General features: G+C 59.8%; 22 protein-coding genes. All 22 read right to left on the bottom strand.

The annotated features are described in order from the left end of the window. Window positions 1–35: 35 nt before the first annotated feature. Entirely contained in the window at window positions 36–1,085 is a 1,050-nt protein-coding gene (locus AC1DVF_RS16155) for a phage baseplate assembly protein (RefSeq protein ID WP_116254551.1), read from the bottom strand. Window positions 1,086–1,087: 2 nt separating this feature from the next. Continuing rightward, window positions 1,088–2,326: a DNA circularization protein gene (locus AC1DVF_RS16150; protein WP_477782777.1), complete on the bottom strand. Its 1,239-nt coding sequence runs from the start codon at window positions 2,324–2,326 to the stop codon at window positions 1,088–1,090. Then, window positions 2,313–4,088: a phage tail tape measure protein gene (locus AC1DVF_RS16145; protein WP_477782776.1), complete on the bottom strand. Its 1,776-nt coding sequence runs from the start codon at window positions 4,086–4,088 to the stop codon at window positions 2,313–2,315. The genes AC1DVF_RS16150 and AC1DVF_RS16145 overlap by 14 nt, the downstream gene beginning before the upstream one ends. Before the next feature lie 130 nt (window positions 4,089–4,218). After that, a complete protein-coding gene (locus AC1DVF_RS16140) occupies window positions 4,219–4,515 on the bottom strand; it encodes a phage tail assembly protein (protein WP_007908778.1) in 297 nt (98 codons plus the stop codon). Continuing rightward, entirely contained in the window at window positions 4,512–4,859 is a 348-nt protein-coding gene (locus AC1DVF_RS16135; protein ID WP_007908779.1) for a phage tail tube protein, read from the bottom strand. Before AC1DVF_RS16135 ends, AC1DVF_RS16140 begins: the two co-directional genes overlap by 4 nt. 67 nt (window positions 4,860–4,926) lie before the next feature. Beyond that, window positions 4,927–6,423: a phage tail sheath subtilisin-like domain-containing protein gene (locus tag AC1DVF_RS16130; protein WP_095050429.1), complete on the bottom strand. Its 1,497-nt coding sequence runs from the start codon at window positions 6,421–6,423 to the stop codon at window positions 4,927–4,929. Continuing rightward, window positions 6,423–6,602 (bottom strand): DUF2635 domain-containing protein, encoded by a 180-nt coding sequence (locus AC1DVF_RS16125; protein WP_093436496.1) that lies wholly within the window; start codon window positions 6,600–6,602, stop codon window positions 6,423–6,425. The genes AC1DVF_RS16130 and AC1DVF_RS16125 overlap by 1 nt, the downstream gene beginning before the upstream one ends. Continuing rightward, entirely contained in the window at window positions 6,599–7,183 is a 585-nt protein-coding gene (locus AC1DVF_RS16120) for a phage tail terminator protein (RefSeq protein WP_477782775.1), read from the bottom strand. Before AC1DVF_RS16120 ends, AC1DVF_RS16125 begins: the two co-directional genes overlap by 4 nt. Before the next feature lie 150 nt (window positions 7,184–7,333). Then, the gene (locus tag AC1DVF_RS16115) at window positions 7,334–8,356 is read right to left on the bottom strand and encodes a phage late control D family protein (RefSeq protein ID WP_477782774.1); all 1,023 of its coding nucleotides are present in this window, start codon (window positions 8,354–8,356) and stop codon (window positions 7,334–7,336) included. Between the two features lie 9 nt (window positions 8,357–8,365). After that, the gene (locus AC1DVF_RS16110) at window positions 8,366–8,578 is read right to left on the bottom strand and encodes a tail protein X (protein ID WP_477782773.1); all 213 of its coding nucleotides are present in this window, start codon (window positions 8,576–8,578) and stop codon (window positions 8,366–8,368) included. Further along, window positions 8,571–8,954 carry a phage tail protein gene (locus AC1DVF_RS16105; protein WP_477782772.1) on the bottom strand — a complete coding sequence of 128 codons (384 nt, stop codon included), beginning with the start codon at window positions 8,952–8,954 and terminating at the stop codon, window positions 8,571–8,573. The genes AC1DVF_RS16110 and AC1DVF_RS16105 overlap by 8 nt, the downstream gene beginning before the upstream one ends. Beyond that, window positions 8,954–10,930, bottom strand: a complete 1,977-nt coding sequence (locus tag AC1DVF_RS16100) for a phage tail tape measure protein (RefSeq protein ID WP_477782771.1) — start codon at window positions 10,928–10,930, stop codon at window positions 8,954–8,956. Before AC1DVF_RS16100 ends, AC1DVF_RS16105 begins: the two co-directional genes overlap by 1 nt. Before the next feature lie 129 nt (window positions 10,931–11,059). Next, window positions 11,060–11,641: a phage tail assembly protein gene (locus AC1DVF_RS16095; RefSeq protein ID WP_477782770.1), complete on the bottom strand. Its 582-nt coding sequence runs from the start codon at window positions 11,639–11,641 to the stop codon at window positions 11,060–11,062. Between the two features lie 178 nt (window positions 11,642–11,819). Next, the gene (locus AC1DVF_RS16090; protein WP_016985055.1) at window positions 11,820–12,326 is read right to left on the bottom strand and encodes a phage major tail tube protein; all 507 of its coding nucleotides are present in this window, start codon (window positions 12,324–12,326) and stop codon (window positions 11,820–11,822) included. After that, window positions 12,326–13,492 (bottom strand): phage tail sheath protein, encoded by a 1,167-nt coding sequence (locus AC1DVF_RS16085; RefSeq protein ID WP_242204863.1) that lies wholly within the window; start codon window positions 13,490–13,492, stop codon window positions 12,326–12,328. Before AC1DVF_RS16085 ends, AC1DVF_RS16090 begins: the two co-directional genes overlap by 1 nt. A gap of 2 nt (window positions 13,493–13,494) precedes the next feature. Next, entirely contained in the window at window positions 13,495–13,680 is a 186-nt protein-coding gene (locus tag AC1DVF_RS16080) for a hypothetical protein (protein ID WP_122843259.1), read from the bottom strand. Window positions 13,681–13,782: 102 nt separating this feature from the next. Continuing rightward, window positions 13,783–14,232, bottom strand: coding sequence for a DUF4376 domain-containing protein (locus tag AC1DVF_RS16075; RefSeq protein WP_477782769.1), 450 nt, complete (start codon window positions 14,230–14,232; stop codon window positions 13,783–13,785). 70 nt (window positions 14,233–14,302) lie between these two features. Continuing rightward, window positions 14,303–17,020 (bottom strand): phage tail-collar fiber domain-containing protein, encoded by a 2,718-nt coding sequence (locus AC1DVF_RS16070; RefSeq protein WP_477782768.1) that lies wholly within the window; start codon window positions 17,018–17,020, stop codon window positions 14,303–14,305. Next, window positions 17,021–17,656, bottom strand: coding sequence for a phage tail protein I (locus AC1DVF_RS16065; protein ID WP_477782767.1), 636 nt, complete (start codon window positions 17,654–17,656; stop codon window positions 17,021–17,023). Then, window positions 17,653–18,648: a baseplate J/gp47 family protein gene (locus tag AC1DVF_RS16060; RefSeq protein WP_257357137.1), complete on the bottom strand. Its 996-nt coding sequence runs from the start codon at window positions 18,646–18,648 to the stop codon at window positions 17,653–17,655. The genes AC1DVF_RS16065 and AC1DVF_RS16060 overlap by 4 nt, the downstream gene beginning before the upstream one ends. Beyond that, on the bottom strand, window positions 18,645–18,977 hold the full coding sequence (locus AC1DVF_RS16055; protein ID WP_093436526.1) for a phage baseplate protein: 333 nt from the start codon (window positions 18,975–18,977) through the stop codon (window positions 18,645–18,647). The genes AC1DVF_RS16060 and AC1DVF_RS16055 overlap by 4 nt, the downstream gene beginning before the upstream one ends. A gap of 15 nt (window positions 18,978–18,992) precedes the next feature. Beyond that, a complete protein-coding gene (locus AC1DVF_RS16050) occupies window positions 18,993–19,601 on the bottom strand; it encodes a phage baseplate assembly protein V (protein ID WP_477782766.1) in 609 nt (202 codons plus the stop codon). Between the last annotated feature and the right edge of the window lie 2 nt (window positions 19,602–19,603).

Raw genomic sequence — 19,603 nt, 5'->3', positions numbered from 1 at the left:
CTTCGCGAGCAAGCTCGCTCCCACAGGGTCGGGTGTCAGGCTGAAGTTTTCTTAGGGGGTGTCGGATTGGCATCGAAGGTATGCGGCGGCGCCACTTGCAGCGTGGTCACCGAGCCTTGCGCCGACAGCGAATACGTGACTTTGGAAATCAGCATGTCGCCATCAAATCCAAGCACCGGATCCGTGACCTTGACCAGCGTGTTATGGCGCCACAGATCGCCGTTGGACTGGCGCCAGCCCTGCACCTGATAGGTGGTGGTCTGCGCCCGGCCCATACGGGTGGCGCTCTCCCACAGGGCGCGCTGCTGGGCCAGTTCGAACGTCAGCGCGGTGCCCTCGTTGATGATCGTGGTGCGTCGACGTTTGAAGCTCAGATCGGTCGCGCTGGATTCAACCTCGCTGACTGCCGCCCCGCTCTTCTTGTCCGAACCTTTCTGCTGGCCGATCACCCGGTATTCGGAAAACACCTGGCTCTGATCCATCGACGCGCTGGCGGACAAAATATTCTTGCCCAGCTCCAGCGCATCACTGGCCCGCCCACCGCTGCCCGGCTTGGCCAGCACCAGCCGACCCTGCTCGTCATCGGTGGAAAACACCCGCAGCAGCGAGAGCAAACGGTCGATCGACTGAAACACCGTTTCTCCCGGCACAATCGTGTGTTTGGTCAGCCGCGCGGTCTCGGGGATTTCATTGACCACCATCAGCCCGTACTCCATCGCCAGCGCCTGAACAATGCTCAGCAGCGGTTGTTCCTGCCACTGGTTCGGCGTGTTCCTGGCAGCGCAATCGACCAGATCCTGAGTCTTGGAACTGCCCTCGATGCTCAGGCTGATCTGGCGTCCGTCATAGCGGATCGGGGCCTTGAACACATAGCCGGTGAGCACCAGGTCCTGGCCGATTTTCACTTCGCAGGGGTCACCCGGTTTGATCCGCTGATCCACCGTCTGCCCTGGCCACTGCCAGGTGATGTCGAGTTTGAAGGTGCGGAACTGGCGCTCCAGATCAGCGGTGATTTCCACGCTTTTCCAGCCGCCGTATTCCATGTTGTTGACGGTCAGCGTGACATGGTTGTCCATTACGTCCATGACTACTCCCGAGAGACTTTCACGTCGTTGGGTGGCAGATACAACGGGTTGGTCGCTCCGTTACGCTGGACCACTTCGGTCACCCGTGTCGCATCACTGAATTGTTTGTAAGCCACTACCAGTGCCGGCAAACTTTCCTGAAACGACTTGGTGACCAGACGCACCCCCGATGACGCTACGGCTTTGAGGTGCGCCACCAGAGCATCCTGCACGTCGCTGATAGCCTGATAGTGCGCTGGACCGGCTTTGTTTTTGGCCATTTGGAGCGCCTCGACCAAGTCCTTTTGAAGCGCCTGCAAATCGTCGGTAGCCGGTACTTCCTGTCGAGAAATCGGCTGCTTCGACTGCTGATCCAAGGAAGGGGTCGACAGCAACTTCACCGGTTTCGCCGCCACCGGCATTGAGGCAACCCATTGCGCCACTTTGACAATCAGAGTGTCCTGCACCAGATCGGCCATGGCTTGCGCCGCCGCATTGGTGTCCTTGCCCGTGGTGATCTTCGGCGCATCAGCCTTGCGGATCGCTTCGAGTTGTTGGGACACGTCGGCAATCACGCCACGGTAGCCCTCCTTCGCGAACGCCTTGAGCTCCTTGATATCGCCGAGCAACCCCTTGAACTCCGCCGCCACTTCCTTGGGCAACTCCTTGACGGCTCTGACCAGTTCAGTGATTTCCTTGTATTGCGCGATCAGTGGTTTCAGCTGTTCCTTAATCACATCGAACACCCCGRTCAGGCTGTTTCGCAGATTGTTAATGCCAATCCGTGCCGCTTGAATCCGGACAATGACCTCTTCGAAACGCGACACTGCTGACCCCAGCAACGTATCAGCCTTGGCCAACAGGACTTTTTGCGTACTGACGGTGGCAGTCGGAAACGGCAACGGCCGATCGGGGTAGAACTTCAGACTGAACGTCACCAGCCCGCCGTCCTGGCGGGTATGGGTCATGTCGCACTCACCGACCTTGACTTGCAGGCGCCCGAGCCACGGGTGCACCAGCTCACCATTGCCCGCTTCCAATGCCTTGAGCAGCTTGTCGCGCTGCTCCAGGCAATCGGCGCCGATGACGAATGCCGTGATGTCGTGAGTCTTGGCCTGCTGGCCCAGATCCTCGAAATACGGCAGGTCGCGTTGCGGGTATTCGTGCAACTGACCTTTGCGACCGACCGGGGTTTTCGCCTGATCGATCCAGAACCCGACACCACGAAAGGATGCCGGCAACAAACGGTCACGCCAGTTCATTGGAACCTCCTGCCGACAGCGAGCGATAGCCGATGCGCGACGACAGCGCCAGCCCTGGTTGATTGGTTTGCGGTTGATCGGTACGCAGGCCTGCCGGCGCATTTTCGAAGCGCACGGTCAGGCCGCCTTCGAGTTGCGTGCGGTTGTTGATTGCGCTTTGTTGAATCAGTGCGCCAGAACTCTGTGGCAACGAACCACTTTGCAGTGCACCGTTACCCGTGGCTTGCGGTGTTGCTCCGAAGAACGCGGGTGCCAGTTCCCCTTTGCCTTCGGCATTGGTCTGGCGTTGCGCTTCGGTGAACGTTTCAACCTTGCCGGTGACCTTGGCGATCAGTCCGGCAAAGCCGCCGTCGAACAGCTCTTTGATCGGCGCAATCACGGTTTGCAGTTTTTGCCACAACTCGCCGAACCACTCGGTGATCGGCCCCCAGTTTTTGATGATCTGCCCCAACGGCGTCCATTCGAACATGTTGTGCAAAAACTCGAGTACCGGTGCGGCCAACGCCTGCACCACGCCCCACAGCGCCGAAAACACTTCGCTGATCGGTTGCCAGTACATGGCGATCTGTTCCAGCGGCGACCATTCGAACAGACTCTGGAAGAAGCTTTTGATCTGCTGCGCCGACGCTTGCAATGCGGCCCAGACCGGTTCGAAGAAGGCCACGATACTGCCCCAGTTGTTGACGATCATGCCCACAGGGGAATAGTCGAACAACGTGCCGAAGAAGTCCTTGATGGCTTGCGCCGCCGGTTGCAGCGCCGTCCAGATCGAGGCGAAGAAGCCGGTGATCGATCCCCAGTTGTTGATGATCATCCCCAACGGTGTCCAGTCGAACAGACCGTTGAGGAACGCCATCACCGGCACACTCAAGGCCTTGAGCAAGTCCCAGATTGCCGAAAACAGACCGGTCAGCGGCGCCCAGTTTTCCAGGATCATGCCGGCGGGCGTCCACGAGAACACCGATTTGAAAAAGTCGATCACTGGCGCGGTGACCGCTTTGACCTTGTCCCAGATCCCGGAGAAAAATCCCGCGACCGGTGACCACAGCGCCGCCAGTGCATCCAGCGGTCGCCAATCGAGGATCGAGCGCAACGTTGCCATCGCACTCACACCGATGTTTTTCACACCCTCCCACATGCCCTTGAAAAAAGCACTGATCGGCGTCCAGTTGGCATAAATCAAACCGGCCGCCACCGCGATGCCCATCGCGATCAACATGATCGGATTGGTCTTGAGCACCATGCTCATGACGTCCATCACCTGGGTCATGCCGGTAACGGCGGTTTGCATCGCCGAGAAAGCAATCGCCCCCGCCGCCAGGCCTTCAACCAGTTTCGGGTTGTCGGCGAGCAGGCTGCCGACCTGGGTCAGCATCGGTTCCAACCCGACCACCAGTGCGCCCACCGCCGGCACCAGTGCCGCGTCCACGGCGGCCGAAACCTTTTCCATCGATGCACTGAACACGTTCATGTTTTGCGCAGCGGCTTTCGGCGTAGCGGGCAGGTCGACGGTTTTTGCCGTGTCGCTGACTTCGGTCAATTTGCCCTGAAACGCTGCCGCCGATTTGATCCCGTCCACGAACGGCGTGATCACGCTGCCGCCCTTGAACAGACCGCTGATGTCCAGTTTGCCGAGGCCAGCCTGTTCCAGATTTTTCTTGAAACCCTCGACCTTGGCTTGAAGGGCGCCGAGTTTGGGCGACAGTTCATCGATGCCCGTGATCAGCACCGGCGTTTTCACTTTTTTCTCTTCGTCTGCCATCACTGCACCTGCTGCATCGCATTGATCCGTTGCGCGTGCTCCAGCGATTCGCGGAGCACATCCAGTGGCCTGGCCATCATCTGTTCGGGGTCAACCTTCCAGAACCAGGCCAGGTCATAGGCGACGGCGATCAGGTCGGTGATGGCGCCGACGCCGCACTCATGAAAAAACTCGCAACGGCCCAGCTCAGCGCATTGAGGTCAGCCAGATCCAACTGGTTGACCGACGACGGTGGAATACCGGCGCACACGGCGATGTATTTGGCCGCCACGTCCATGTCGAGGCTGACTTCTTCGCTCTTGTCGATCTTGTACGGCAGCGCCTTGATCGCTCGCACCTCCTGCACCGTCGGACGGCGCAGGACGAGTTCGGTCAGGGGCTCGCCGTGAGCTTCGATCGCAACCTGAAGCTTCACGGCGCCGCTCATTGCCAGGTCCCCTTGATGCCTTCGAATTTCAGTTCGATGGTGGCGTCATCGCCTTTGGAGACGGGTTCTTCGACCAGGTAGGCGCCGGCCAGTACGTAGACTTTGCCGTTGCTGAATTCGCAGGTGACGGTGATGTCGGTGCCTTCGATCAGCTTCTTCAGCGGGAAGTCGGCGGTGTGCAGCGCGGTCACTTTGAACGACGGCGCGATGTCGGTTTCCTTGTAGAAGCCGGGTACGACGGTTTCGCGTTTGACCGCCATCAGCGGGGCTTCGCAGCCGCCATTGATGGTCAGTTGTGCGCCGTCGACTTTGACGTAGCAGGTGCCTGCAATCAGTTGACCCATGGTGTTACTCCCTTGAATAAAAAAGCCCACACGCGGTGGGCTGAATGCTGGTGGTCAAACGCGGCGATCAAGCCGCGTCGTCGTACTGCAGACGGAATTGGTTGAGCAGTGCGAACACGCGAAGACCGTTGATGTAATCCGGCGGGAACAGCACGTTCACGCGGCTCGGGTCCTGCACGTCGCGCTCGACGATCAGGTGCTCGGCAAACAGCTCGGCGTTCTCCACGTGGCCTTCGAGTTCCAGCTTGGCGTACTGGGCGATCAGCTCGCCGCGAATGGTCGCCGGGGTGACAATTGGCTGGCCGGCGCCGAAACGGGTGCCGTCGGAAGCCAGTTTGTGCCGGCCGTACTTGCTGGTGATCACGCTTTGCAGACGGCGCACGATGAACGCCGACTGGTGCATGGTTTCGCTGTCCAGGTAGGAGTTGTCGGCCTGACCGTAAGCGTTTTTCTGGTAGGTGGTGATCGAGCGCTGGATGCGCACGTAGCCGCCCTCGTAGTACGCGGTGGCGATGCCGTAGTTGAGCAGCGACTGACGCTCGGTCAGGGTGAAGCGCTCACTCGCCGGTGCCGGGTCAACGCCCGGCAGGCTGCCGCTCTGGGTCGGACGGCTGGCGTCGGCAGAGATGAATACGGCGGTGCGTGCAGCCAGTGCGGCGGCTTGTACCCAGAACGGTTGCGGTACGCCCGGCTCCAGCGCCTGAATGGTCATGTGCTGATCGTTACGCGCCTGGCCTGCTGCGACCAGCGTACCGACGGTGCCGCGCTTGGCGCTGTAGACGTGACCGAACAGTTGCTTGGCCCACGACCAGCGACCGGTGCTGTCATCCATGACCGCTTGCCAGGTGTTGAGGGTCGACAGATCGGACCATGGCAGTGCGATGAATTCGAACGGCTCGTCACCCAGCGCGGCAATGGCTTCAACCTGATCCGGCACACCGGCACCGCCGGTCATGGCAGTGACTGCAGTGGTCAGGCCAGCCGGGGTTTCTTCGCCGTTGCTCTTGCCCAGGCGATTGAATTGCAAGCTGATGTCGTTGCCGCTGTCGCCAGTCCATTTGGCGTTCAGGGTGACCACACCTTCGGCAGCGGCAGCGCTGACCGGCAGGTCGGCGGTGGCGTTGATTTTTTGCGCCAGTGCAGTGGCTGCCTGGGCAGCGGTGGCACCGTTGACCACGGTGGCTTGCACACGCACGCCGCCGACATACAGATTGAGCACGCCGGCCTGAGTGGCGGTGCCGGTCAGAGTCAGCACGCCTTTGGCGATCGCGCCTTCGGTGTTGTGCAGCGGCAGGCACCAGATCTCACCGATCGGGTCGGCCTTGCGGAAGGTCTCGTACATCGAGGCGAGCATCGAGCCTTGGCCACCGATGCTTTTCGCCAGCGCAACGCTGGAGACCAAAACCAGTTTGCCGACCTCGGTCGGCGCGATGTTGTCGTTGACCTGGGCAACGATCAAACGACGTAGGGTCGAACTCGCGCTATTGGCGGCCGAGTTGTCCATTTCGGCATAGAACAGCGGTACACGAATGTCCGCAGGGATGTTGCTGAATCCGATCGCCATTATTTGGCTCCCTTTTGTTTGGCTGGTGCGGTTTTGAGGGTGATATCGCCGTCGGCCAGACGTCGGCGCCACCAGGCGCTGTCCAGCACTTCACGGCCTTCGGCCGGCAGCAGATCGCCCGCCTCCGGGTCCGGTACGACACGGCCAGCGGCCGGCAGTACGGTGATGCGATTGCTCATGGGGTTACGTCTCCAGAGAAAGTCATTTCCACGCGCCCATCGGGGCCCGGGCGTTTCAGGTTGGGGTCGGCCGGGTCGATCGCATCGACCCGCACGGTGGCCCCGGTAAAGGACGACAAACCGTCCAGTTCGCGTTCGTGCCAACTCTCCGCAGGCTGACTCGGCAGATTGCGGCCGAGCTGGAACTCGGCAAAAAAGCGCAGCCGGTAAAAGGCGCGGCTGCTGTTGATCGAGACCATTTCGCCGCCGTCGTAAACGATGGCGCTGTAGGTGGAATCAGGTTTGAAACCGACCAGCGCGCGCCACAACTCGGCGCGCAGGTCGTGCAACAGATCCAGCGCTTTTGTAGCGTCGGTAGCGTCAAGCACCAGGACGATTTCGAAGCGGTCGCGGATCGGTTGGGTGGTGAGGTTTTGGGTGGTGCTGTTGCTGGCCAGATCGGCAATTGGCAGCACGTAGGCCGAGGGTGTTGGCAGATCCGGGTTGCCTTGTAGCAGCGCCAGATCGACACCCACCGAAATGTGATTGGCCAGGCTCGGGCATTGCCCACGCAGCTGCGTGAGGATCGGGGTGATCTTCATGGGGGTGTTCCAAATAGTGGGAGTTACCGCAGGACTCATGTAGGAGTGAGCCTGCTCGCGATAGCGGACTTACAGTCAGAATCGATGGTGACTGACACACCGCAATCGCGAGCAGGCTCACTCCTACAAGGGATTGGTGGTGTTGAGAGATCAGTCTTCAGCCTTTGGATCGAGGCCGCTGGCATCGATCAGGCAGCGATAGCTGTTCTCGCGATTGCCGCTGGCGGTGACCTTGTCGATCGACCAGCGTCCGCGCATGAAATCCGGCCAGGTATCATCGAGCAGCACCAGGCCTTCAGCGGCCAGTCGCGGATTGCCCGGGCAGGTGATCTTCACCTTGAACTTTTGCCGGAGCATTTTGCGCACTTCGCCTTCGCCCACGGCAATGGCGTCGGCTTCGTTGGGTTGCTTCTGGCGGATGGTCTTGAACGGCGCAAGTCCCGTTTCGACCCAGTGCAAAACGCCTGTAACAGCATCGACAAAACAGGTCTTGCAGCCCTTGGCCTGCTCGCGGGCGGATTCTTCCAGAGTGGCGCTGATAAAGGCGTGATCGCCGGGGCGGTTGTTGCGGGTCACCGACAAGGTCACATCCGCCAGCGTCTGCCCCGACAACGATTTGGTCTGGCCGGACCGCGCCAGCACGTAAATCTGATCGTACGGTTTGGCGACCACGTTGTACTTCATCGCCAATCGCGTCAGAAAGCCCATGTCGGTTTCGTTGGTCTGATCAATGTGCTCGATACGGATCAACGACACATCGGGAGCGACCCGTGGTGAAAAGCCGTGCCGCAACACCAGTTCACGAAACAGCGCACCTAAAGTGGTCGGCCCGTGACTCGCCGTGCGGCGCTGCTTGAAGCCGGTCTCGTCATCCTTGCTGAATGGCGCTGCAGTAGCGACCAGGGTCAGACGGAACGGGAACAGCGTCGGCGTCAAGCGAGTGACTTTGAATTGGCCTTTGTCGACCATGCCCGATTCCAGGTAACCGACTTTCAGACCGATTCGGCCACCGAGACTCGGCAAACCGTCGAGACCTTCAAGGTCCACCGTCAACGTCAGTTGATCCGACTCGATGCCCGCGGCATCGATATGTTCCCAACTGATCAGACGCTGATTGAGCAGGGCCGCATGGGCGCCGTAGATTTCTATCGCCGGGGTAAAACCCAGTGTCATGCGACCTCCTTAATCCCAGGCTGTGAGCGATTTGATTGCGGCGGGTTTGCTGTCGAGTTCAGGCAGCACAACCCAGACGCCTGCGGGCAGGATCGGGCCGTGCTCGGCCAGGGTCGGATTAAGTTTCCACAGCGCTTCTTCAGCCACATCATCGCTGCGCCCCGTTTCGCGATAGAGCAGCAGATTCACCGAATCACCGGCCACGCTTCGAACCTTACGCATTATTGAACTCCGCCAATTCGATGACCCAATCGACCACCATCGCCGTACCGTCATCGATGATGTAGGTCTGGGTTTCCTGAACGTTGTTGATCCGCCACAGACCCCAGTTGCGACCGATGCCATCGATCAGCGGCAGCGGTATACGCAGCGCCTGCAAGTCGCGCAATTCATCCAGCCGATCCATGGCCACGGCGTACATCGACTTGCCGGTGATGGTCAGGGTTTCCGACTTCTGGCCGGTCTGGCTGGATTTCGGTTTGCTGGTGAGGATCTGTATTTCCGTCCAGCCGCCATCGGACTTGCGCAACAACGAGTGGTACGCAAACTGGCGCGAGAGGCCGAAGATGAAACTGCCCAATGCCATTTGTTGTTTCATCAGGCGACTCCATCGGTCAGGGCTGCGTCACGGCGGGTGGCGAGTGGGTTGCTGGTCATCAGCGGTGTGAATTGGCTGTGGAACTGGCTTCGCAGGTGCTGTGTCACCAGCAATCCGATGTTTTCCGAACTCCCCGGATCACTGCAGTACACCTGAACCGAAGGTGCGTAAGTGACATGCTGGTTGGCGGCCTGGGCGCTCGCCAGATCCTTGCTGACCTGGCCGGGCGCGGAGAGGGTGTCGGGAGCGAAGAACACGAGCCGATCACTCAATGCGGCTCCCGCATCTTTGTCCGAAGCTGGAGCAACCTGGGTATTCGTTTCCATGGCAACGCTCGGAGGCCCCAGGCGCGGCGTATTGAGCAAGGCTGTGGGTTCGCCGATGTCCATTTCCCTGGCAGTCGCGGGCGCCAGACTGGCGATCTCCACCACCGGCGCATCCGTTGGAAGCTGCACTGCAGAATCGCCGGTAGATGAAAGATCGGGAGGATTGCCCGGTGCGCCACCGGGTATCCGTTTGCCCAACCGCTCTTTCCCCTCCTCGACAGCGGTGTCCAACAGCACATCGAATATCTTTTTCAAGGCTGTGCCGACAGTGATGATCACCGCAGCCGTCGTCGGATGGGCCTCGGCGAATTCACTCATTCTGTCGAGGCTGGCACCGGCAACACTTAGCGCCTCTGGAGAAGGTGCCACGGCATTGGCGCTGGCGATGGTCAACCGATCGCTTCGCGCATTCTGAGCGTTCCACTGCCCTTGCGGGGTATTGGAGAGCGCCAGTGCAGACTGGCGCACCGAACTCTGATCACCGACCTTCGACGTCGCGTACTGGTCTTTGTCCTTCACTTGCGAGAAGGCCTGGTTGACGTCGCCAAGGTTCTGCGACAGCAACTGCACCGCATTACCGCCATCGGCAAATAGTGTCTGCGCCAACTGGGCGCGTTGCTCGGCCGGTTGGGCGTTCAGCGCAGCCAGCACTGACAGTACCGCTCCCTGTGCACTTTGCTTGTCCGGGTCATGCATCGCCGCGGTCACGGCCGCGGGATCCAGCCCCAGTTGCTTCCAGGCGCCACGCTCGGTGGCGGACGCGTTATCCCCCTTGTCCAGCGCGTGGGAAATGCGCTTCAACGCCTCGCCGGCATCGTCTTTTTTCGTCCCGCTGTTGAGCAAGGCTGCGGAAAGCGCGGCGGCTTGCTCGGGTTGCAGGCCCGCCGCAATGGCCGCATCACCCGACTGTTTGAGAACGGCACCGATGTCCGCCGGTTTGGCGCCACCCGGTATTTTGCCGAGCTGGTTTGTCGCATCCGCGAGATCAAACGCCTGATCGCGAGTGAGCTTCATCGAAGTGCGCCAAACCGCCATCATTTCGGCGACTTCCATGGCCGGGATTTTGAAGGCTGACGCAACGATCGCAGCGTCGCTGGCGAAGTTGAGCAATTCAAAAGGTTTGTCCGACGCATTGGTGAGCTCATTGCCGACCCCTGCGTCAGCCGCCAGTGTGGCGACCTTGAGCAACTCTAGACCACTCGTGCCGCCCGCCGCCACCAATGGCCTAGTAGCCATGATCAGGCTCGACAGCGCCATTTCATTGGACTGCTTTGGCGGCAGTTGTGCGGTGCTGCCCAACTCGGCAGCAGCCGTGTACAAGTCAATCGCTGGCTTGAGACTCTCAGGCACCTTGGCCCGCTCACTGGCCTCACCCGGCGTTGTCGGTTCGCGGGGCGACTCGCTCTTCGCATTGCCGTTCAGCGAGATCGAACGCAGGCTGGACAACGCCAGCCTCAATGAGTCGATCGCGGCCGTCAGCGAGCCGATCTTGATACTCGCGGTGATCAGCGCCTGACTCAGGCTGGAAATCTGCTCGCGGCCAATCGCTCCTGTGCCGGAGCTCAACGCTGCCATGTTCAAACTGATATTGCCGGGGGCTGCCGCACTGCGCTCATCGGCGTACGTCGGCGAATATTTACTCTCTGCCATTGCCGCTCTACTCCTGTTTCACGCCAAGGCGAGTGATCGCTATGTCGTAGCGGCGCAACGCCTTTTCGGCGTCCCATTCGAGAATTTCCGCCTCACTTACCGGGTAAATGAGCGGGACGATATCGAGGATTACTTCGATATCGCGTTCCGAAAGTAGGCCGCCGGCTGGTTTAAAAAATCGTCGATGCGCACCTGCAATTGCGTCCAGTCCGGGACGGTCATCAGGGCCAGATCAGGGATCATCAGACCGGTGCAATGGGCGGTGATGAACTCGGCGCGTTCCTTGGCCGTTTTCAGTTTCTTCATCACTTTGGTGGCGCGAAGTGCCGGCATTTCCAGCGACAGCGAGGTCACGGTGCGACCGGTCACGGCGAGCGGTTGCAGCAGTTGCACTTCGTCGGGATCGGCGGATATTTCCGCGTCTTCGACCTGGTCGAGAAAGTACGACGCCGGTCGGGTCGACATCTCGTGCACGTACTGGGCGATGCTCACGTAGTCCGGGCGCTTGAGCTGGTCGAGTTCCTTGACCGACAGGCCGGTGGCGAGCAGGGCCAGTTCGAAGAACTGATCGTCTTCGTCATCGCCGGCGCGTTCCAGCGCTTCTTTCTGTGCGGCGTAGAACAGCGGTTTGAGCTGGATCGTTTCGATCTGCGAACCGTCGTCGCCGGTAATTGGCGACAGCAGGTCATGCTGGGGTGGCATCCACGACATGTATGAATTCCTTGGTGATTCTTGGGGGTTACTCAATTTCTGCCAGTCACACTGGCCCACTGTGGGAGCGAGCCTGCTCGCGAAAGCGGTCGTTCAGTCACATTGATGTTGAATGTGCCTAAGGCTTCGCGAGCAGGCTCGCTCCCACAGGGTTTTGTGATTGCCTGTGAGCCGTGAGTTACGGCATCAGCACCGCACGCCGCGCATCACCGAGGATGTCGACGCCGTTGAGCACGAACTTCTGGGTACGCACGTCGATGTCGATCACCGGCACGCCGTTTTCCAGGCGGTTGTAGGTGCGGCAGGACAGCTCCAGGTTGGTCTTGGGTTTTTCACCCATTTTCACTGCGGTTTCTTCGAGGGATTTCAGCTTGCCGCCGACGGTGTGATAGGTGAACCAGGTGTTGCCATCCTGATCCTGACCGGCTTCACGCACGTTCAGCAGGATGTCGTCGCCCAGCTTCACACCCAGTGCGAGCATGACTTCGGCGCCGAGGCCTTGCAGGGTCAGCTTGGCGTTGAGCGCTTTGCCGCCCTTGGCCATTTCTTCGACGATGAAGCGGCCGCCACGCATTTCTTCCACGTCGAATTCGATCTTCGGCGGGGTGAATTCTTCAACGGTTGCCGACAACGGCAGGCCTTGCAGGGTGGCCGCGATGGCCTGTCTTACGCGGTTGGTAAACATTAGAGAACGTCCTCCAGGAACTGCTCGATGATTTCATCGCGGGCGTTGAGTTGATAAACCATGTGTTCGTTCGGCGCGTAGCGGCCGTAGTCGATGACCACGTACCAGGTGCCGTTCTTGTACTTCTCGACGCTGTTCAGTTCCGGGTGCAGATACACGCTGCCGCCAGGAATGGTTTCGTCGGCGACCAGGGTTTGCAGCCAATCGTTGATGCGCTTGACCTCTTGATCCATGAACGACTTGGTGAGGTTCTTGGCCATGGCTTTCTGGCCGGCCTTGACCAGCTTGCGGCTGATCGCATCTTCAAGGCCGACGTAGCTGATGAACTTGCCGGTGATCGAGCGGTTACCCAGCAGCGAGAAGCCGCCGAGCACGGTGCGGGCGTAGTAGCTGACGCCGTAGCGGTTGAGCAGATCGCCTTCGGTGGAGGTGTCGAGGATGTTGTATTCAACGACCCGCGAAACGTCTTCAGCGTAGGTCACCTGGTTGCCCGGGCTCTCCCACTGCTTGACCTTAGCCAGCGCGGCAATCGCCAGGCTGGAAGGCGACAGGAAGACGTTTTTCTTCGCCGCTTTCGAGTACACCGCCGGCATGTTGTGCACCACCAGGCAACGGTCGAAACCGAGGTCGGCGCCGCCCAGCTCCTGGCTGTAAAGCACTTGATCGGCGACCGAGGCGTCCTTGCCGTCCAGCACCACACGGGCCTTGATGCGCTTGCCGAACGAGGCGAACTCGCTGGCCACCGCTTTGGTGCCGGTGAAGCCCGGCGCACCGATGATGGTCAGGTCTTCCGGGACACTGCCCAGCGCGGCCAGACCGAGCTTGCGCCCGGTCAGCGGATCAACACCGCCGATCACGTTGTTGACGGTGTCGGCCGGGGTCGCGCCCGCTTCGACGATCACCACATACACCGGCACCTTGACCACTTTGAGGATCTGGTAGACCGCGTGGTATAGGGTGCCCTCTTCCGCACCGGTCGGATCGAGCAGCGCGTGGGTGGTGAAGCTGTTGATGCGGAACGGCGCGTTACGCGGAATCAGCGGATCGGCTTTCGGCGCAGTGCCGACCAGACCGATGACGTTGTCACCCAGGCCACCCATGGCCTCGGGGGATTCGGTGGCATTGACGGTAATGCCGTTGTGCTCGAAGTTCAGAACTTCAGCCATAGTCAGTCAGCCTTCTTGGCAGCGGCCTTTTTGGCCTGGGTGGTTGGGGTTTTCAGTTCCAGTCGACCGGCGAAGTGCAAGGCACTGGCCTCGACGTCGAGCAGATCAAGGTCTTGACCGACGCTCGACCAGTGCCCACCGCCGGTGGGGAATGGGACGAGCACGGTGTAGGTTTGGCGGGTTGCCATTTTTCGTTTCTCCATAAACGGGAAAGCCCCTCTTGGGGAGGGGCTTGGCGGGTGTTGAATGCATTTGGGGGATAAGAAAACGCCCCGAAATTCAGGGGCGTTCTACTGAAGGTTTGTGACTGGCGTTTCAATCATGGAGTCTGGCCAGCCCTCGGTCAGCATTTCGCTGCCGTACTTTCCTGCTCGAGCAGACTCGGACAACGCTTTTTCCCGATCAAAGCAGGCCTGAACATGAGACCGCAAAGCTTGTGCAATTTGCAGGATTTGCGGGGCGGTCAAATCGACAAACCCCGCGACAGACTTGTAGCTGCAGCGATATTCAGGATCGAGCATCGCGGAAACCGCCATTCCAGCGATCAGTGATTGACTGTCACGGGATGAGTCTATACCTACTCCCGCAACCACGATGCCCGAACCTTCTCGGCGAAATCGCTCTTCAGCAATTAGGTCCAATTGATGCTTGACGAACATCTCGCCGTTCGCCAAACCGAAGGCATCTTCCAGCTCTTGAAGGGTGGGTTCATGGTCAAACAGTACTTCACCGTCAGCCAATGGCCAGTCTGGGGCGACACACCGAAAGGTCGTCCCCACATTTGAGTAGGCTCTAAACATAGATGACCCCTTAAAAAGTGTATTGGGAGATGTGGACATCGTTTGCACGGGAAACCGACGAATAGAGTCGATAAAAGATAGTCTGCGGAGTCGTCATGACCAGATCAGAGAATGGGCTGAGAACACCCAGTCCGACGATTCCACCGATGCCGCATGCTTTCAGCCCCACTTCGGTGACATCCGACGAAAGCCCCAGAGAGCCACCACCTGGGAAATCAGCGCTTCCGATGTAATGAACGTAACCACCGACAGTTTTCGCATTCCTCGGAACAACAGAGGCCAGCGAGATCGGTGTCGGCAACATCGATAAACCGTTTTCCAGCACTATCGTCTGAGCAATGGAAATTGAACGCTGATGCTGAATGCCGGTGTTCATCAATCGATTGGCATCGGTTTGCCACACACTGACGAGCGCACTTGCGCTATAACCGGCGGGCATGCTGGTGCCAGCATAAACGTCGGGAGCGGAACTAGATGTCGCATTGATGCCCAGCAACTTCGCAACCCTTAACTCGGGGTTGTAGATGACGTAAATACCGACACTACCGTTGACAGGTGCAGCACCGCTGTCCATTCCGCCAGCGCCAGTGACTGTCAGATTTATCGAAAGACTGAGATTCGCCAACTTGTACTGACCGACACCCGGTTGCTCGACAATCAGTTGGTCAGCGGTAAGTGTTGCAACCGATGCGGCAGCCGGCAGCGACATTCTCAGATTACGCGCGGCGCCCACCTCTGCGCCGTTGAGTCGGGCCAGTTTGGCATCAGCCGCCAACGCAGCGACATCAATGTTTCCCTGATTGATCGGCGCGTTCCAGGCTTTGATGCACCACATGACCGCAAGGTTACGGGGACGTGCTTCAGCTCCACCCGACGCCTTTGTTACGACATCGTCAACATTGTTGTATTGCTGAAGATAATTACGTCTGACATCTCCGGCCGCGAAAATATCGCTGATGACGTCATAGGTAGTCCCGTGAATGTGGGATTTATTGTCGTCAGCTTGCCAAGTGCCGATGCCACGCCCGGCGTCCACGCCGCGTCCGTGATCCCAGCCACGAAGGAACTCACCACGCGACTCCGGCAATCGGAAGTTGCCCGCACCTTCATTGCCTTTGTTATAGACAGTGCCGAGATAGGCTGCCAGATCCGGATAAGTCGCAATGCTCTGCACACTGCCATCCAGCTCCAGATAACCCGGCGCGACGATGCCCGTCGGGAATGCCAGAACAGCACCCACCGGAACAGCGGATTTGAGCCGTTCGACTTCCTTCGCCAGCGCGGCTACGTCGATGGTTCCCTGATTGACCGGGGCGTTCCAGGCTTTGATGCACCACATGACGGCGATGTTGCGAGGTCGTGCCTCCGGGCCACCAGAACTATTGAAGCCTGCTGCGAAATTGGTCATTACGGCCGTATTGCCGTTGTCTACCACTACGGCACTCGGATTACTGCCGGTCGCATTGGCGAACGCCTGCATGCGGGTGACGGTATGAGCATGCGCCTTGTTGTCGTCGGCCTGCCAACTGCCGAGACCACGTCCGGCGTCTACTCCACGCCCATGATCCCAACCACGCAAGAACTCCCCACGCGCCTCGGGTAAGCGGAAGTTGCCAACGCCCTCATCACCCTTGTTGAACTTGCTACCTAGATAAGCGCTCAAGTCCGGATAAGTCGCACTGCTCTTGACGCTGTTATCCAGCTCCAGAAAACCCGGCGGCGGTGCATCAACCGGGAACGCCACAATCGAACCCACCGGCAACGCTGAGGCCTTGGCAATCAGCGCTTCGACTTCAGCCTTGGTGTACGAATCCTTGATGCCAAATCCTGCCAGCGTCTCCGGGTTTGCACCCGCAGTCGCACGACCATATTCGTCAACGGTCAGAGTCTTGTAAGTCCCGGCCGCAATTCCGGTGCGGCCCGCGAGCATCTTGAATGTCAGCGCAGTCGTACCGAGTGTAATTGGCGCATTGGTAGTCAGGTGCCACAGCGAATCACCGTTGGCCGTCCCCTCCTCGACCATTACCGTAACGCCCGGCGTTACCTTGCCGCTGGTGTTAGCGTCGTTAGCCCGCTGCCAGTCACCGTTGGCAACAACCCACAGGCCGTTATCCTTGGCCAGCGTCTGGCTTGGCAGCAGCACGCGGTCGCCAGCAACCACTGCAACACCATCGATTTGCTGCGCACCGTTCAGCACCACGTTGGTGGTAGCCGCAACACGCACCGACTGCTTGCCATCAAGTTTGCCGAGCTCTTCGGCAAGGTAACTCATGACCCAGGCGCGCGTGGCTTTAACGACGGTGTCATCAATCAACAACGTCACCAGCGAAGCATTGCTCGTCTCGAAAATCGAGCGAATGTAAAACTCTTTACCCGAACCCGACGTCGCCAGTACCGGTTTGAACGACTCCGGATATTTGACGATGGCGTAAAGAATCCCGGTATCAGTCCACAGCCCCGCCTCTCGCACATACCAGCCGCCAACATCCGGCGGAATGGTCACTTCGGCGAGCAGCCAGCTCGGGTTCTTCTCGTCCTGGAACAGCGCATTGAGCGGGCCGCGCCAGACTTCGCGTTTCAGCGCGGTGGCGGTCGCGGCCGGGTTGTAGACCGTGCCGCCGCCGTCACCGACGGAAATCTGCGTCAACTTGATCGGCGTGCCCGCGGCCTTGCACGCCGTTTCGTAGGCAATCCCTGCGTTGGTGAGCAGGGTGTAATAGTCAGCCATTCAGGCCCCCTGAGGATAAATTGTGGATGTTTCGACGGTGTACATGCCGGCAGCCATGAATGCCTCTCCCGAGGTTTCGAGCCCTTCGATGAACACCGGATAAACCGTGGTCAGTTCACCGCAGAACGTCGCGGCGGCGATGACGTGATTGCCGAAAGCGCTCAAGCCGACCGAGACCGTCAGCACATCGCGTTCGCTCTTGGCATCCGCCAGACGTCGGTCGAGACGAGCATCGATTTCTTCGCTGTAGGGTTGGTCGCTGAAGGCGCGCACGGAAAAGCTGTACGGCGCACCGGGTGGTGTCTGTTCGTACCAGGCGCGGATCTCGGGTCTTAACTGCAAACCCTTGGCGGCGTTTTCCAACGCCTTGCGGGTGCCAGCCTGGCGCGCGGTGGGCCAGGCCAGTTCGACGGTCAGGCGTTTTTCAGCTTCCGGTGCGGCGGTGCTCCATTCAGCAACACCGCGATCCGCTGCCAGATACGGCAGAAAGGCGACTGGTGTTTCTGCTGGGTTCATCAGTTCGGGAAACGGCGGCGCGATGCGATCAAGCAGTGCGCCGAAGCCCAGATCCAGACTTCGTTCGAGTGCCGAGCTGTTGGCCGGCAGCAGCGTCGGACGCTGAGTTGGCTCACTCATAGCGTCAGCACCTCAACTTCGACTGCGGTGCAGTACGGCGCTTGAAACGCCGTCGTCACGATCGGCGCCAGCGGTTCGAGAATCTGCAGTTGCACAGCGCCGGCGCTGTGCAGCGTGTAGTCGATCCAGCTTGGATCAACGCGGCCTTCAAGACGATGGCAACTGTCAGCGTAGGCCTGCAATTGTTGCTGTGCGGCGACTTTGGTCAGACCCGAATCGGGGCCGGAATTTATCTTCGCGACCACGCGAATCTTGTAGCGCTGAATATCGGCTGCCTTGACCGTGACAAGGTCGGTTTCCGGTCGTACATCAGGCCGCGCGAAGTGCTGACGAACGCCGTCAAGCAATGTCGCGGAAGGCGCGCCATCACCGTCGCGGGACAGCACAGTGACCTGCACTTCGCCCGGCGCGGTGCGCCGACCATTGCCATCCTTGACCTGTGCAGCGAGGCCGTCCGGGTTGAAGGTGTAAGTGACATTCACCACACCCGCCTCAGTGGATTCGACCTGCACCGTCGGACGCTCGCCGAGGGTGAAAACTTCGCGGCGATACTGCATCCGCGAACCTGCTGCCGGCGCATGGGGCGCCAGGTAATAACGCAAGCGGGCATCGTCGTCGCTTTCATAAATCGCCGGCACTGGCGGGAATGCCGCCGGGTCGCCGGGATCAAGCAACTGCCGCTCCAGGCCCATGTCCGCTAGCCGCGCATCGAGGTTGCTCCCCGTCGCCCACCACGCCAGCATCTGTTTGATGCGGGCGTTGTATTTGCGTTCGTGGGTTTGCAGCCGAACACAGAAAGCCTCAAGCGCCAGGGTCAGCAGTTCGCTTTCGTTTTCCAGGCTGGTCTTGAGTTTTGCGGCACTGTCCGGCGAACGCACACCGACGTATTCGATGACGAAAGTCTTGAACTCGGCGAGCAAGTCTTCGAAGGCTTCAACGGTGATCAGCGCGGGTTCGGCCAATTGGTTCTGGCCGGGGATCAACATGCTCATGTCACGACCTCGAAGGTTTGTTGACGGTTTTTCCAGATGCCGGCGAAGCGCAGCCGCAGACCGGCGCCCTGGCGGCTGGCGACGATCACTTGTGGCTGAAAATCGTCGATGCCGTTTTGCTTGTTGTAGAACGCTTGCGCCGCGTGGCTCTGGGCCAGAAGCAGAACGTCGTCACCGAGGTTCTGCCCCAGCAGCGTGGGGATCAACGATCCGTACAACGGGCGTTTTTGCCGGGTGCCCAGCGGTGTGGTCAGGGCCCGGGTCGCGCGCTGCACAAATTGCAGCCAGTCGTCGACCGTGGCCCCGCTGTCTCTATCGATTCCGATCATGTGGAGGCTCTTGAATCAGGGGCTGATGACACGGCCCTGGTGATCGACCAATGGACCGCTGAAGTGCACGCCCGAAGGGTCGATGGTCAGGCCGACGGCACCCAGTTGCAGGGTGATCAGTTGTGGCGTCATCGCCAGTCGTGCCGGGCCGATGCTCAGTTCCAGCGACTCGCGAGAACCGCTGAAAGCCGCTGGGCCGTTTTGCCAGTGGAGGGTGTGCGTGGCATCGTCGTAGCCGCTTTCGCTGCCGTCGACATGAACCCGTCGCGTCAGCGTGGGGACAGTCGAAACGGGTGGAAAGCGATCACTGTTCAGGCCGAACAGGGCGACACTTTGTGCGCCACTTTCGCCGCTGCCGTAGTTGAACAGCAGACACTGCTCACCCACGGTCGGAATCCGCGACTCACTCTGTGCGCCGGCGCTGGGGTTGAAAAACTTGATCGCTGGCGTGAGCAAGCCACCGTGGCTGACCTGGCAGGTATTGCTCGCAGCGTCGACTGTCTGGCAAATGCCGATGCGACAGAAGCTTTCAGCGCGGCGGTGCAGGTCGTCGATCTCCGCTTCCATTTCGGCCAGGCGTTCGATGATCGGCCCCAGTTGCATGCGCAATAACGCGTCGAACATCG

It is taken from the genome of Pseudomonas sp. P4_D7 (assembly GCF_056401755.1).
Note: the sequence above shows the minus strand (reverse complement) of the source record. Positions and strands in the feature narration are given on the sequence as shown.